The 15,298-nt window shown below is 56.5% G+C and carries 10 protein-coding genes; 7 read left to right on the plus strand and 3 right to left on the minus strand.

Going from position 1 to position 15,298, the window contains the following annotated elements; genetic code table 11:
• Positions 1-44: 44 nt before the first annotated feature.
• On the minus strand, positions 45-2,888 hold the full coding sequence (glnE, locus tag ACJJID_RS15455) for a bifunctional [glutamate--ammonia ligase]-adenylyl-L-tyrosine phosphorylase/[glutamate--ammonia-ligase] adenylyltransferase (RefSeq protein WP_444920250.1): 2,844 nt from the start codon (positions 2,886-2,888) through the stop codon (positions 45-47).
• A 128-nt stretch (positions 2,889-3,016) separates the two neighbouring features.
• Positions 3,017-4,792, minus strand: coding sequence for a GspE/PulE family protein (locus tag ACJJID_RS15460; protein ID WP_444920251.1), 1,776 nt, complete (start codon positions 4,790-4,792; stop codon positions 3,017-3,019).
• A gap of 145 nt (positions 4,793-4,937) precedes the next feature.
• On the opposite strand from ACJJID_RS15460, the gene ACJJID_RS15465 reads away from it, so the two are divergent.
• The 7 genes from ACJJID_RS15465 (at position 4,938) to ilvD (ending at position 14,378) form a co-directional block, all read left to right on the plus strand.
• Complete coding sequence (locus ACJJID_RS15465; protein WP_152455299.1) at positions 4,938-5,615, plus strand: TIGR00153 family protein; 678 nt, start codon at positions 4,938-4,940, stop codon at positions 5,613-5,615.
• Positions 5,616-5,625: 10 nt separating this feature from the next.
• Positions 5,626-6,900 carry an inorganic phosphate transporter gene (locus ACJJID_RS15470; protein ID WP_444920252.1) on the plus strand — a complete coding sequence of 425 codons (1,275 nt, stop codon included), beginning with the start codon at positions 5,626-5,628 and terminating at the stop codon, positions 6,898-6,900.
• 217 nt (positions 6,901-7,117) lie between these two features.
• A complete protein-coding gene (locus ACJJID_RS15475; RefSeq protein ID WP_444920253.1) occupies positions 7,118-8,818 on the plus strand; it encodes a thiamine pyrophosphate-binding protein in 1,701 nt (566 codons plus the stop codon).
• Positions 8,819-8,992: 174 nt separating this feature from the next.
• On the plus strand, positions 8,993-9,871 hold the full coding sequence (locus ACJJID_RS15480; protein WP_444920254.1) for a carboxylate/amino acid/amine transporter: 879 nt from the start codon (positions 8,993-8,995) through the stop codon (positions 9,869-9,871).
• Positions 9,849-11,012 carry an acetylornithine deacetylase gene (gene argE / locus ACJJID_RS15485; protein WP_444920255.1) on the plus strand — a complete coding sequence of 388 codons (1,164 nt, stop codon included), beginning with the start codon at positions 9,849-9,851 and terminating at the stop codon, positions 11,010-11,012. Before ACJJID_RS15480 ends, argE begins: the two co-directional genes overlap by 23 nt.
• Before the next feature lie 83 nt (positions 11,013-11,095).
• Complete coding sequence (gene argA / locus ACJJID_RS15490) at positions 11,096-12,418, plus strand: amino-acid N-acetyltransferase (RefSeq protein WP_444920256.1); 1,323 nt, start codon at positions 11,096-11,098, stop codon at positions 12,416-12,418.
• 124 nt (positions 12,419-12,542) lie between these two features.
• A complete protein-coding gene (gene ilvD, locus ACJJID_RS15495; RefSeq protein WP_444920257.1) occupies positions 12,543-14,378 on the plus strand; it encodes a dihydroxy-acid dehydratase in 1,836 nt (611 codons plus the stop codon).
• Positions 14,379-14,426: 48 nt separating this feature from the next.
• Here ilvD and ACJJID_RS15500 read toward each other — a convergent pair whose 3' ends face one another.
• On the minus strand, positions 14,427-15,077 hold the full coding sequence (locus ACJJID_RS15500; protein WP_444920258.1) for a TonB family protein: 651 nt from the start codon (positions 15,075-15,077) through the stop codon (positions 14,427-14,429).
• Positions 15,078-15,298 lie beyond the last annotated feature (221 nt).

Raw genomic sequence — 15,298 nt, forward strand, 5'->3', positions numbered from 1 at the left:
ATCCTGAAAAACAGTTTAATCGGGCAGCAGGGTGAAGCTGGGGTTTAACCAAGCAATTGCTGCCAGTTTGTTAGAACGGTCTTTCTTTCCGCTGTGAAGCGGTCATCGCTCACTATCCCTGGCAGTTGTTGTAGTGCCAGGCGATGACCTTCAGATCGGTAGGCTTTGTAGGCGTCGATCAGATGCTCGACCTGTTTGGCCGGCATCAGGCCCGCGTCATTCAGACTTTCGAGAATGCGAATGTTATCGGTGTATCGCACGATCGAGGGCGAAGTTTGTGCCCAGGCCAGAGCAGCATATTGAACCAAAAATTCAATATCGACAATACCGCCCAGGCCGTGTTTCAGATCGAAATTTTGATCATTGCTCTTATCCAGGTGGGAGCGCATTTTATCGCGCATCCCAACCACTTCCTCGCGCAACTTTCCCTCATTTCTCGGCTCGCAAAGCAATCTCAAGCGCAGGGCCTCAAAGTCACTGCAGAGCTGTTCGCTCCCTGCAACCGGGCGGGCGCGCACCAACGCCTGATGCTCCCAGGTCCAGGCGCTCTCGCGCTGATATTTTTCAAAGGCTTTCATGGAGGTGACCAGTAGGCCCGAGTTACCCGAAGGGCGCAAACGGGTATCCACCTCATACAACGGTCCACTCAGGGTACGGGTTTGCAGGATGTGGATCAGGCGCTGCGCCAGGCGGGTATAGAAACGCAAATTATCGATGCTGGTTGCGCCGTCGGTAGCAAGCTGGGGGTCCGCATCGTGCACAAATACAATATCCAAGTCTGAACCGTGGGATAACTCCAACCCCCCAAGCTTGCCGTAGGCGACAATGGCAAAGTGCATGTTCTCGGCGGTTGCCCCTGCGGGTAGGCCGTATTTGTCCACCATCTGTGCCCAAGCCAAATTAAGCGACTGTCGCAATATCCCCTCTGCCAGCCAGGTGAGGGAGTCGCTCACCTTCATCAGTGGCAAGGCTCCGCTGACCTCTTGAGCGGCAATTCGCAGACTCTGACTCTGCTTGAAATAGCGCAGTGTTTCCATCTGCAGTTCCAGATCTGCGGGATCAACACGCAATAGCTCAAGCCGCAGCTCATCGGCAATATCCTCCGCCGTGGCCGGTGCCAGCAGGCGACGGGAGTCCAATAGTTCGTCCAACAAGATGGGGTGGCGCGCCAGCTGCTCGGCAATCCGTGGGCTGGCACTGCACAGTTGTACCAGCTGGCTGAGCACCGGGGGATTTTCATTGATCAGTACCAGGTAGGCACTACGGCGCAGTACCGAGCGCACCAGAGGTAGAACCCGACCGAGCACCAACAGCGGTCGCTCCTGCAAGCTGGCTGCGGCCAGTAGCAGGGGCATAAAATGATCCAGCCGCTCGCGCGAGGACGCCGGCAGTGCCATCACCATAGGGGAGACACTGAGATCCCGCAGCAGGTCCAGGGCCTCCGGCGCCGGAGTGAATCCCGCATTTTCCAGAGTCTGTAGATTGATCTCTTTACCGGTCTCGTCGCCACAGCTGCTCCACAATCCCTGCCACTCTTCCGCCACATGGGGTTCGGCGATTTCCTCCGGTGGCGCAATGACCGTATCGAACTCCCGCTCCACTACATTGCGAACGGCTGCCAACTCCCCAACCAACTGATCCCAGCTGTCACGGCCAAGGGCGAATGCGAGCCGCTCGCGCTCTGCTGAGTCCTGCGGCAGCGCCTGGGTCTGCTGATCCTTATAGGCCTGCAAGGCGTGCTCCACCCGGCGCAACAGCAAATAGCAGTTGGCCAGTTCATCGGCAACCCCGGGCTCCACATGGCCGTCAGTTTCCAGCAGTGGCAGTATCTTTAATAAATTGCGCTCTCGCAGTGCAGGCACCCGTCCGCCACGAATTAACTGGAAAGCCTGCACAATAAATTCCAGCTCGCGAATTCCTCCGCGCCCCAGCTTGATATTGTCGATCAGTCCGCGGGCACGGACCTGTCGCTGTATCAGAGCCTTCATCTCGCGCAGGGCGTCGATAGCACTGAAATCGATATAGCGGCGGTAAGTGAATGGCCGCAACAACTCCATCAACTCAGCGGCAACGCCTTGATCACCAGCCACCGGGCGCGCCTTAACCATGGCGTAACGCTCCCACTCGCGCCCCTGGGTCTGGTAGTAATCCTCCAGCGCAGCGAAATGGCTTACCAAGGGACCGCTATCACCATAGGGACGCAGGCGCATATCCACGCGAAACACAAAGCCTTCTGCATTAATGACATTGAGGGATTTGATCAGTCGCTGACCCAGGCGCTGGAAAAACTTTTGATTTTCCACGCACTGATCGCCGTCAGTATGCCCCGGTTCGGGGTAGGCGAAAATCAAGTCGATATCGGAGGAAAGATTCAGCTCGCGCGCGCCCAGCTTGCCCATGCCGAGCACCACCATAGACTGAGCCCGGCCGCTTCTATCCCGGGGCTCGCCATATCGCTGTGCCAGCTGGCTGTGGTGCCACTGCAGGGCCGTGTTGATAGCGAGTTCTGCCAGTTCACTGAGGCGCAGGCAGGCCCTGGGGATATCCCACTGGCCAGCAAAGTCCCGGAAAATAACCTCGGCGGTCGTTCGGTTACGCAGCTGCCGCAGGGTCAGATCTAGAGCTTCATCGCTATCAAAACTGGGCAGCTGCAGACCCAGATCATCCTGTTGCAGTAACTCCAAGAGAAAATCCGGATGGCGCCGGCACTGTCGATAAAAGAATTCAGAACCGATAAAGCTGCGTGCCAGTGCCAGCTCAAGCGCTTGATCCTTCAGCAACACCTTTACTTCGGCAGCCACTGCGGGGCCCGCAGCCTCACTCCAATCTCGCCACAGAGTCTGTAATTGCGGGCGCAGAGGTTCGGGGCAGATGGCGCTATCAATCATGCGGAATCGATCCTTATTTCCAAATGAGAAATTCTGCAGGGGCAGCACTCCCGCCCCACAGTTTTTATCCCAAGCTACTTGTATTCCACACTTTATCCCACACTTTTTGTAGCGGAAATTTAGCTCTATTAAAAAGCGATATCCGGCGGTGGTGCCACACGTAATACTTCCGCCACGGTCGTTAGGCCTGCTGCCACTTTCTTGGCCCCCGATAAACGCAGACTATTCATACCCTCGCGCATAGCTTGGCGACGAAGCTGCTGCAAGTCACAGTCGGGAGTGATAATGGTTTGCACCGCTTCACTGAACGGCAGGATTTCATAGATACCCTGGCGGCCCTTGTAGCCGGTGTTGCGGCACTCCAGGCAGCCCTCGGGGGCATACACTTTTTCCGGTAAAGGCGCTTTCCAGGGGCGAACCAGGGAATGCCAGTCGGCCTCGTCGATGGTGTCTTCGCGCTTGCACGAAGGGCACAGGGTCCGCACCAGGCGTTGGGCCATAACACCGAGGATGGTGGACTTGAGCAAGTAGTGCGGCAAACCCAAATCCAACAGACGAGTCACCGCCGTGGGAGCATCGTTGGTGTGTAGAGTGGAGATTACCAGGTGGCCGGTAAGTGCCGCCTGCACTGCCATCTGTGCGGTTTCCAGATCTCGGATTTCCCCCACCATGATGATGTCCGGGTCCTGTCGCATCAGGGTGCGAATGCCCGCGGCAAAATCGAAGCCGATAGCGTGGTGCACCTGCGTCTGGTTAAAACTCTCCTCCACCATCTCGATGGGATCTTCCACGGTGGAGACATTCACTGCACTGGTGGCGAGCTGCTTAAGGCCGGTATATAGGGTGGTGGTCTTACCCGAACCGGTAGGGCCTGTCACCAGCACAATGCCGTTAGGCCGTGCCAGCATCGCCTGCCAGCGGGCCAGGTCGGTGCCGGCGAGTCCCAGATCGCTGTAGGAACGCGCCAGTACCTCGGGATCGAAGATACGCATCACCAGCTTTTCGCCAAAGGCGGTGGGTAGGGTGGAGAGACGCAGCTCCACCTCGCTGCCATCGGGGCGTTTAGTCTTGATTCGGCCGTCCTGGGGTTTGCGTTTCTCGGCCACATTCATGCGCCCGAGGATTTTTAGGCGACTGGTTACCGCCGCATTGACCTGGTCGGGCAGTTCGTGGATCGGATGGAGGACCCCATCGATGCGGAAACGTATACGCCCTACTTGGCGCCGGGGTTCGATATGAATATCACTGGCACGCTGGTCGAAAGCGTGCTGCAACAGCCAGTCAACGATATTGACGATATGTTGGTCGTTGGCTTCCGGGTCTTTCAGGCTACCCAGCTCTAACAACTGCTCGAAATTATTCGCCGCAGAGGTGCCCTGCAGCCCACTGGCACCGGAAATAGAATTCGCCAGGGAGTAAAACTCCACACAGTAGCGCTTGATATCTGCGGGGTCTGCCACCACCCGCCGCACCCGGCGTCCGCTGGTGTGTTCCAGCTGCTCCTCCCAACCGTGGGTAAAGGGCTGGGCCGTGGCCACGGTTAGCTCTTCTGCACCAGCCTCGACACACAGAATCTGGTGGCGTTTAGCGAACTGGAAACTCATCACCTCGGTCACTGCGCTCACATTCACCTTGAGCGGGTCGATATGGTAGAGGGGGTGATCAGCGCTCTCCGCCAGCCAGGCACTGAGCAACTCGTCGCCCAGCAAAATACCTGGGGCCTTCTGGTTGGCTAGGTCGCAGCTGGCGATATAACTGAGCGGATGCATCTGTGCCTGCTCTGCGGTACGCGGCGTGCCCACAATACGGTTCGCATCCAGCCTGCTCACGTAGCCCTGGGCAACGAGATCTTCCAGCAATCCACGTAAATCCAGCAACCTGTCCGCCGCCTTGCTCTCTGTCATCGGCATGCCCCCTTATTCTCATATGACGACGCATTGTAGCCCTATCAACTATCGGAGACAGTGCATCGTTAACGCACTATTACCGAAGTGGCCCCGATTGGGGTACCATGCCGCCGTTTTCGCACCCTGAGCAATGGAGCAAACCATGGCCCTGTCGAATATTGCCAATCTGTTTGGCCGCTCACCGATCAAGCCGATCGAGAAGCACATGGCTACGGCCCACGAGGCTTCGGCCGACCTGATCCCGTTCTTCGACGCCTTGATTAAAGGCGATTTGAAGGAGGCGGAGCAGATTCAATTGCGTATCTCTGCTACAGAGAACCGCGCCGATGACATCAAGAGAGACTTGCGCCTGCACTTGCCGGACAGTCTGTTTATGCCAGTCTCCCGCTCCGACCTGCTGGAGCTGTTGCACGCCCAGGACGAAGTGGCCAACACGGCACAGGATATCGCCGGGCTGGCAATTGGCCGGAAAATGCAGATTCCCGAGAGCCTGCAATCTCTGATGACCACATTTGTTGAAAGCGCCGTGGCCACTTCCGCCCAGGCCCTGCGCGCAATCAATGAACTGGATGAATTGCTGGAGAGCGGCTTTGCCGGGCGCGAGGTGACTATCGCCAAGCGCATGACCGAAGAGCTGGATGAGCTGGAGCGCAAGTCGGACAAGCTGGAAATTGAAATTCGCGCCTCTCTGTTCGCAATCGAAAAAGACTTACCGCCGGTAGATGTGATGTTCCTCTACCGGGTGATTGAATGGATCGGCGAATTGGCCGATCGCGCCCACAGCGTGGGTAACCGTTTGCAGTTGTTGTTGGCACGTTAGGGGGTTCAACGTGGAAGTTCTTAGTCAATATGGCCATATTCTGTTGATATTGGCCTGTGTCGCGGGCTTTTTTATGGCCTGGGGTGTTGGTGCTAACGATGTCGCCAATGCCATGGGCACTTCAGTCGGCTCGCGGGCACTGACTATCAAACAGGCGATTATTATCGCCATGATTTTCGAATTTGCCGGCGCCTATCTGGCTGGTGGCGAGGTAACCGCCACGATCCGCAAAGGCATTATCGATTCTGAGATCTTTGCCTCACAGCCTGAGCTGCTCGTGTACGGCATGCTGTCCGCCCTGTTCGCCGCAGGCACCTGGCTGCTCGTGGCCAGTATTCTCGGCTGGCCAGTATCCACCACTCATTCCATTGTTGGCGCCATTGTCGGTTTCTCTGCGGTGGGTATTTCTGCCGATGCCGTGGCCTGGGGTAAGGTAGGCAGTATTGTGGCGAGCTGGGTGGTCTCCCCATTGCTGGCAGGAACCATTTCCTTCCTGCTGTTCCGCAGCGTGCAGCGCCTAATCCTCGACACGGAAGATCCATTCGCTAACGCCAAGCGCTATATCCCCTTCTATATGTTTGCCGTGGGCTGGATGATCGCCATGGTGACCCTGACCAAGGGCCTGAAGCACGTTCTCAAAGATGCGGATATCAAGCTCAGCTTCCTGCAGGATGCCGGTATCGCCGCGATCATCGGTTTGATCGTCGCCGGGATTGGCGTCACCATGCTCAAGCGTATTAAGCGCGACCCCTCTATCGAAGCAGAAAACCGCTTTGCCAACGTAGAGCGCGTCTTCGCCATCCTGATGATCTTCACCGCCTGTGCCATGGCCTTTGCCCACGGCTCCAACGATGTGGCCAACGCAGTGGGCCCGCTGGCGGCGGTAGTCAACACCATCCAAATGGGTGCGGTAACCGCTAAGGCAACCATGCCTTCCTGGATTCTATTGCTCGGGGGCCTGGGTATCGTGGTCGGCCTCGCTACTTACGGTTTCAAAGTGATGGCGACTATTGGCCGCAAGATCACCGAGCTGACACCCAGCCGCGGCTTTGCTGCGGAGCTCGGCGCCGCCGCCACCGTGGTGATGGCATCCGGCACCGGTCTGCCAATCTCCACCACTCACACCCTGGTAGGTGCGGTATTGGGGGTTGGCCTGGCTCGGGGCATCGGCGCACTGAACCTGCGTATGATCACCACGATTGCCGCCTCCTGGGTGGTTACCCTGCCCGCAGGTGCCGGTATTGCGATCCTGTTCTTCTACTTCTTCAAGGGATTATTTGGCTGATAGCAGCCACGCAGTATCCGTCAAAAAAGGGAAGCTCAGCTTCCCTTTTTTGATTTCCAATATATTCATTGTTGGCCCGCTGCTCCCCTGGTAAATGCCCCAATCTCTCCCCGTTATCTCCCCTCAGAAACTGGACTAAGCTGTCCCAGACACGGCTTCACCTGCCTAAGCCCGCCTCCATACCAGGCTTTCACCCGCTGAAAACGAATATCGCCCCATGAATACACGAGAAACCAAGCACTGGACCGTTGGAACCTACCTGGCACAGCGTTTAAAAGATGTGGGGATCAACCACTACTTTGCCCTGCCTGGCGACTACAACCTGGTCTTGCTCGACCAGCTACTGCTGGAATCGGACCTGCAGATGATCAGCTGCTGTAACGAGCTGAATGCGGGATATGCCGCCGACGGCTATGCGCGGGCAACCGGAGGACCCTCCGCAGCTGTGGTGACCTTTTCTGTTGGCGGGCTCAGCATGATCAACGCGGTTGCCGGTGCCTATGCCGAAGACCTCCCCCTGATCGCTATTTCCGGGGGGCCAAATACGAATTCGGAAGCCGAGTGGGAATACCTGCACCACACCCTGGGGAAGGTGAATTACGGCTACCAGCGGGAGATGTATTCATACGTCACCGCAGAAACCGTAATCATCCACCACCCCAGGCTGGCACCCGCGGCCATTGATCGCGCCCTGGACACCGCCATGTTGCGTCGCAAACCGGTCTATATCGAGATCGCTGCCAACGTTGCCAACGCTCCGACCTCCGCCCCCATTCCGCGGGGTTTTGCCCGCCGACCGACCAGTGACCCCGACTCCCTCGCCGCCGCAGTGGAACATATCGCCGATTTCCTAAACGCCGCTGAACGCCCTGTACTGGTAGCCGGCAGTAAGGTGCGCGCGGCAAACGCCCAGGGAGCTCTGTGCCATTTGGCGCACAGCTGTAAATACGGTCTCGCCTCCATGCCGGACGCCAAGGGCCTGCTTCCAGAAACTATGGAGAGCTTTATGGGTATCTACTGGGGGCCGGTAAGCACTCCTGGCTGCAGTGAAATAGTGGACACCGCAGATGCACTCCTATTTGCCGGCCCCCTATTTACCGATTACACGACTACAGGACACCAGCTGTGCTTCCAAAGCGAAAAGGCCATCATTGTTCAACCCACATCGGTACAACTTGGGGAGACCTGCTACAGCAATGTGCATATGAGGGATCTGCTGGATGCCCTTGCCGGACAGTTGAGCGCAAACGATGGCGCCCTGACCGCCTACCGCCGGGTTAGTAGCCCCAAGTATATTCTCAAGCCCGGTAAGCCGGACACGCCGCTCACCTCCCGACAGCTGTTTGCGCGAATACAAAAATTGCTCGATCGCAAAAGTACCCTGCTTGTGGAAACTGGGGATTCCTGGTTTAACGGTATGGAGCTCTCATTACCCGAGGGGGCACAGTTTGAAATTCAGATGCAATATGGAAGCATCGGTTGGTCTGTGGGGGCGAGCCTCGGCTACGCACTCGGTATGAGCAAAGGCCGCCTGATCTCCTGCATCGGCGATGGCTCCTTCCAGCTCACCGCTCAGGAAATCTCCACCATGATTCGCTACGGGGTTAACCCGATTATTTTTCTGATCAACAATGGCGGATACACCATTGAGGTGGAGATCCACGATGGCCCCTACAATACGATTAAAAACTGGGATTATGCCAAGCTAGTCGAAACCTTCAGCGCCGGGGAAGGCAACGCCTGGGGGTGTAAGGTCAGCAGCGAGGGGGAACTCGATAAAGCCATTACAGAAGCCAAGAAACGTAATGGCCTATGCCTGATTGAAGTGCTTATCGACCGCAATGATTGCAATGTGAACCTGCTGCGCTGGGGCAACCAGGTGGCTCGCAACAACAGTCGGGCTAATCGCAGTATATAACAGCAACGCCATCCGGCGTGGGCGATGCTCTAGCCCCGGCACTTTCGATTGAGTCATCCCCATTGCCTGCCTCTCACGGCTGCGGATGGCGGCCACTTCCATTTATTGTTCGCCCAAGCAATACTCACCCGCTATTGCTAGCCGTATATTTTCCGCTCCCGAGAAAGCATCACCATGCCTCTATTGATCCTTGTCACCCTGCTCTGGGCCTTTTCATTTAGCCTGATCGGCGTCTATCTCGCTGGCCAGGTAGACAGTTATTTCTCGGCGATGACAAGAGTTTTATTAGCCGCGCTGGTGTTTTTGCCCCTGCTGCAATGGCGACGTACAAGTGCCCGCAGCGCTATTACCCTGATGGCGATTGGCGCCGTGCAATTGGGCGCAATGTACCTATTTTACTATCAGTCGTTTTTACTACTCAGCGTGCCTGAGGTGCTGCTGTTTACCATATTTACCCCTTTATACATTGCACTGCTTTATGATCTGATTGAGCGACGCCTGTCACTGTGGAATTTGGCCATCGCACTGCTGGCAGTCTCCGGGGCGGCCGTTATCCGATGGGACTCTCCCAGTGGCAATTACTGGTTGGGCTTCGCCGTAGTCCAGGGGGCTAACCTGTGCTTTGCTATCGGCCAGGTCGCCTACAAGCAATTTATGCAGCGGGAACAAGCGCTTCCCCCAAGGCAAACTTTTGGCTGGTTTTTTCTGGGAGCGGCAGTCGTCACCGTGAGTGCATGGGTAATTTTGGGTGGACCCAAATACCCGCAAACCACCACCCAGTGGGGCGTATTGCTATGGCTCGGCCTTATAGCCTCCGGCCTCGGGTATTTTCTATGGAATAAGGGCGCGACCCAGGTCTCCGCTGCAACCCTTGCCGCAATGAACAATGCCCTGGTACCCGCCGGCCTGCTGGTCAACCTGTTAATCTGGAACCGCGATGCGGACATTCCCAGACTGGCTCTAGGTGGATGTGCGATCGCGCTGGCGGTTATCCTCAACGAGCGACGCAACAAAACAAGGGACAATCCCCATGGCGCCTATCGCAGTACCTGAGTTCAAGACTCAACTTCGGCAATTAATCTCCTGCCCCAGTGTAAGTGCCACCGATCCAGCACTGGATATGGGTAACCGCCCCGTGGTAGAGATACTCGCAGACTGGCTTGAAACCCTGGGCTTCTCTGTCGAGCTGATGTCCCTGCCGGGTAGTCCAAATAAAGCCAACCTCATTGCCACTCTGGGCGCGCGCGAGGGCGCCGGAGGCGGTCTGATCCTTTCTGGGCACACCGATACAGTTCCCTTCGATGATGGACGCTGGCAATCGGACCCTTTCAGCCTGCAGGAGCGCGACAATCGCCTCTATGGCCTGGGTACCAGCGATATGAAAAGCTTTTTCCCCCTGGCCATTGAAGCCGCCCGCAGCTTTGTCGATAAACCTCTGCGCCATCCCCTGACCATTCTCGCCACCGCCGATGAAGAGACTTCCATGACCGGCGCCAGAGAACTGGTTAAAGCAGGGCGGCCCCACGGCCGCTATGCGGTAATTGGCGAACCGACCGGCTTGCGCCCGGTTCGCATGCACAAGGGCGTAATGATGGAGGCTGTACGCATTACTGGGCAGTCCGGGCACTCCTCCAACCCAAGCCTCGGTGCCAATGCCCTGGAGGCCATGCACTCGGTAATTGGAGAGTTGCTGCACCTGCGCGGAGAGTGGCAGGAAAAGTACAAAAACCCCGGATTTATCGTCCCCGTTCCCACCCTAAACCTCGGCTGTATTCACGGCGGTGACAACCCCAACCGGATCTGCGGCAACGTAGAGCTGCAATTTGATGTACGCCCTCTGCCCGGCATGTCCCTGCAAGAGCTGCGCAACGAGTTAAATGGACGGCTGCAGGCTCGTATCGACAAACACAGAATTCACCTCGAAATGGTTTCTCTGTTTCCCGGCACCGAGCCCTTCGAGCAGGACCCAAATTCTGAGTTGGTCAGGGTTGCGGAGAAGCTCACCGGTTACAGTGCCGAGAGCGTCGCCTTTGGTACCGAAGCCCCCTACTTGAAGAGCATGAATATTGACACTATCGTGCTCGGCGCCGGCGATATAGACCAGGCCCACCAACCGGATGAATACCTGGGGCTCGACCGGATAGAGCCGATGGTAAAAATATTACGCAATCTGATCGGGCGTTTTTGCCTCTAAGCGGTTAATGCCTCCCCGGTTTCAGATGACTATCCACCCGCGCCGATACACAGGCAAATACTTTATTAGACGGAAAGGTATTAGTGACCGACGAGAACGCCTCCCTCAACTGGTTCCGCCACGCGGCGCCCTATATCAACGATCTGCGCGGTCGCACCCTGGTTGTCGGCATTCCCGGCGACGGACTCGAACACAGTAACTTCCGCAATCTGGTCCACGACCTGGCACTGCTGGCCAGTCTAGGAGTCCGCTTGGTCGTGGTGTACGGTTGCCGAGTACAGGTAAATCGCGCCCTGGAAGAACACGGTATAGAAAGCCGTTTCCACGGCAGCAAGCGCATTACCGACCGGGAGAGTCTGGAAATCATAAAAGCTGCGGTGGGCAGGTTGCGTTTTGATATCGAGGCGGCCTTTTCCCAGGGGCTGCCAGACTCCCCGATGGCCCGCTCGGCCCTGAAAGTAATCTCCGGCAACCTGGTCACCGCGCGTCCCTGTGGCGTCCTGGATGGCGTCGACCTGGGCTGGACCGGTACCGTCAGGCGTATGGAGATCAACACGATTGAACAAGCCCTGGACCAGGGCGCCTTGGTATTGCTCTCGCCTCTGGGTACCTCGCTGACCGGAGAGCTTTTTAACATCAATTACCTGGACCTGGCCGCAGAAGCTGCACGGGTTCTGCGCGCTGAAAAGTTAGTTCTATTCCGCGAACCCGCTCAGCTGATGCTCGACGGCAACCCTGTCCATGAGCTCAGTATTGTGCAGGCAGAACAGGCCGCCAACCGGGTACAGAGCGAAACCTTGCGGTGTGCCATTCAGGCCTGTAACTCCGGCATTGCCCGGGTTCACCTACTCAGCTACTGCCAAAATGGCTCTCTGATCCAGGAGCTGTTTCGTCGCGAGGGTGCCGGAACCATGATCTATCGGGATAGTTACGAAGTGGTGCGCCGGGCGCGTATTACCGATGTGGGAGGGATTCTCGGGCTGATTCGTCCACTGGAAAACCAGGGCGTCTTGGTAAGGCGCTCACGGGAAAAGCTCGAAGCGGAGATTGATCACTTCACTCTGGTGGAAGTCGATGGCACTCCCGTAGCCTGTGCCGCACTCTATCCCATCGGGGATGACAACGGCGATACTTCTGCGGCTGAGATCGCCTGCGTGGCCAGCCATCCAGATTTTCGCGGAGGGGGCCGCGGCGCCAAGCTGATGCGCCACCTAGAACGCCAGGCGCGCACAGTCAATATTCACGAACTCTATGTGCTCACCACCCAGACCGAACACTGGTTTATCGAGCAGGGCTTTGAGCAAGTGGATGTCAGTGACCTACCGGCCTCACGTAAATCTTTGTACAACATCCAGCGCAATTCACGCATTTTGCGTAAAAACCTCGGCCAGGATAACGGCTCTTAACACCTCCCAACCGAAATACTCATCCTAGTGAGAAGCGCGGTGACTCAACACTGCGCGAAACTATCCCGAATATCGGCTTTTTGCTAAGCTGGCACTCTAATTTGCCCAGCCGGATGCTTGTATCATGCCCAGATATCGTTCCCGTACCTCCACCGCCGGACGCAATATGGCCGGCGCCCGAGCCCTGTGGCGCGCCACAGGCATGACCGACGCGGATTTTCACAAGCCGATTATCGCCATCGCCAACTCATTCACCCAGTTTGTACCGGGCCACGTGCACCTGAAAGACATGGGGCAATTGGTGGCAAGGGAAATCGAGCGGGCCGGCGGTGTCGCCAAGGAATTCAACACCATCGCCGTGGACGATGGTATCGCCATGGGCCACGACGGCATGCTCTACAGCCTGCCCAGTCGCGAGATTATCGCCGATTCGGTGGAATATATGGTCAACGCCCACTGTGCCGATGCCCTGGTTTGTATCTCCAACTGCGACAAGATCACCCCGGGAATGCTGATGGCCGCCTTGCGCCTGAATATCCCGGTGATCTTCGTATCCGGCGGCCCCATGGAGGCCGGCAAGACCAAACTGGCTGACCACAAACTCGATCTGGTGGATGCCATGGTCATCGCCGCCACAGATAGCGCCACCGATGAAGAGGTGGCCGAGTATGAACGCTCCGCCTGCCCCACCTGCGGCTCCTGTTCCGGCATGTTCACCGCCAACTCCATGAACTGCCTGACCGAGGCTCTGGGTCTCTCGCTGCCGGGCAATGGCACCCTGTTGGCCACCCATGCAGACCGCAAAGAACTGTTCCTGCGCGCAGGCCGCGAAATCGTTGCGCTGACTAAGCGTTATTATGAAAAAAATGACGAGAGCGCCCTGCCCCGCAATATTGCCAACCGCACGGCATTTTTGAATGCTATGGCTCTCGACATCGCCATGGGTGGCTCAACCAACACGATTTTGCACCTACTCGCCGCCGCCCAGGAGGGCGATATCGACTTCAACTTACAGGATATCGACCGACTCTCCCGCGAGGTGCCGCAGCTGTGCAAAGTGGCACCCAACACGGAGAAATACCATGTGGAAGATGTCCACCGGGCCGGTGGCATCATGGCGATTCTCGGAGAACTGGAAACTGCGGGGCTGATCGATGCCTCCCTGCCCACCGCTTATGGGGGATCACTAGCCGATGCTCTCGAGCAGTGGGACATCTCCCGTACCGACGAGCAATCGGTACAAGACTTCTATAGAGCCGGACCCGCAGGTATTCCTACCCAAACCGCATTTAGCCAGGCTTGTCGCTGGCCTACCCTGGATGCCGATCGACAAAATGGCTGTATTCGCTCCGCCGAGCATGCCTATTCAGCGGAGGGAGGCCTTGCGGTACTGTTCGGTAACCTTGCTGTAAATGGCTGCGTTGTGAAAACTTCCGGTGTTGACGAGGCGTTATGGAAGTTTGAGGGCCCGGCCCATGTTGTCGAGAGCCAGGAGGAGGCCGTTGCCCATATTCTCGAAGGCAAGGTACAAAAAGGCGAAGCGGTAATAGTGCGCTATGAGGGCCCCAAGGGCGGCCCAGGTATGCAGGAAATGCTCTACCCCACTAGCTACCTGAAATCCAAGGGACTGGGGGAGCATTGCGCCCTGATTACCGATGGTCGTTTTTCCGGAGGTACTTCCGGCCTTTCCATTGGGCACGTATCCCCGGAAGCCGCCTCTGGTGGCAATATCGCTCTGGTTCGCAATGGCGATCCAATCCGAATCGATATACCAGCGCGCAAAATTGAGATTGTTATTAGTGAGGATGAACTCGAGAAACGCCGTCAGGAAATGCGTGATCTCGGCCAGCAGGGCTGGAAACCCAGTGAAGAGCGCCCCCGCAAAGTCAGCAAAGCGTTGAAAGCTTATGCACTACTCGCCACCAGTGCCGATCGCGGCGCGGTAAGGGAAATTGATTAGGCCAAAATTAGAATATTAAAAAACGGCCCAGATGGGCCGTTTTTTCTTTTACTGTGCCAATTTATAGGTAATGCGATTGCGCACTCCATAGCGCTCGATGGGCTGACCATCCTCCACTTGCGGCTGATATTTAAACCGCTCTGCCGCTGCCAATGCCGAACGATTGAATACATTGGTTGGGTTACCGGTGCTATCGAATCCACCAACTACCCGAGCATCACGCACAGCTCCGGTTTTCGTTATCGTAAATTCCACAACCACATAACCTTCAATACCCCTGCGCATAGCCGTGGTCGGGTAGCGGGGCGCTGGCTTATAGACTGGCAAAGGATCTCTAGACACCAAGTCAAAAACACCATCGTTGGTCACCGCCGGGGGCGCCACTGTTGTCGAAGTATTTATAACCTCAACTTCCTTTACCTCTCTGGAGGGCTCAAGCGGTGGCGGAACATCCTGAGGAGTGGGTGGAGCCTCATACTTTTGCTGGGTAACCACTTTCTTATCGGTCATATCTATAGGTTGAATCGTCGGTAACGGCTTAGTCACCGGCTCCACAAAATTAGTGGAGATCAACTGACTCATTGCAAAAATCAAACCGAGAGTAGTTAGGGCTGCGTAGGCCAAGCCTTTGGCATAACCAGTAAGCAGATGGGTAGGGAAAAAAACTGGGCTGGAAAATGGCGTGCAAGCTCTATCCATAACACCTCTCCTATTGTTATTAGGGTGCGTAAAAGGCATCCAAGTGCCGAAATGGAAAAAGCTGATCAGCTGACCTTAATCATTAGCCAATTCACACAAAAATGCAAATAGTCTGTTAATACAGGTTAAATCCATATTTTGTATTGCCGCAAAAAGACAAAACAGCACAAAAAAAGCCGCACATTTCTGTGCGGCTTTTTTGAAGCGTGAAATGTAGCTAG

Source organism: Microbulbifer sp. CnH-101-G (genome assembly GCF_052466775.1).

Bases quoted from the DNA above. Each gene is read 5' to 3' on its own strand.
- ACJJID_RS15465 (WP_152455299.1), top strand. From the start codon at position 4,938: ATGGCCCTGTCGAATATTGCCAATCTGTTTGGCCGCTCACCGATCAAG.
- ACJJID_RS15500 (WP_444920258.1), bottom strand. From the start codon at position 15,077: ATGGATAGAGCTTGCACGCCATTTTCCAGCCCAGTTTTTTTCCCTACC.
- ACJJID_RS15460 (WP_444920251.1), bottom strand. From the start codon at position 4,792: ATGACAGAGAGCAAGGCGGCGGACAGGTTGCTGGATTTACGTGGATTG.
- argE (WP_444920255.1), top strand. From the start codon at position 9,849: ATGGCGCCTATCGCAGTACCTGAGTTCAAGACTCAACTTCGGCAATTA.
- ilvD (WP_444920257.1), top strand. From the start codon at position 12,543: ATGCCCAGATATCGTTCCCGTACCTCCACCGCCGGACGCAATATGGCC.
- glnE (WP_444920250.1), bottom strand. From the start codon at position 2,888: ATGATTGATAGCGCCATCTGCCCCGAACCTCTGCGCCCGCAATTACAG.
- ACJJID_RS15480 (WP_444920254.1), top strand. From the start codon at position 8,993: ATGCCTCTATTGATCCTTGTCACCCTGCTCTGGGCCTTTTCATTTAGC.
- ACJJID_RS15475 (WP_444920253.1), top strand. From the start codon at position 7,118: ATGAATACACGAGAAACCAAGCACTGGACCGTTGGAACCTACCTGGCA.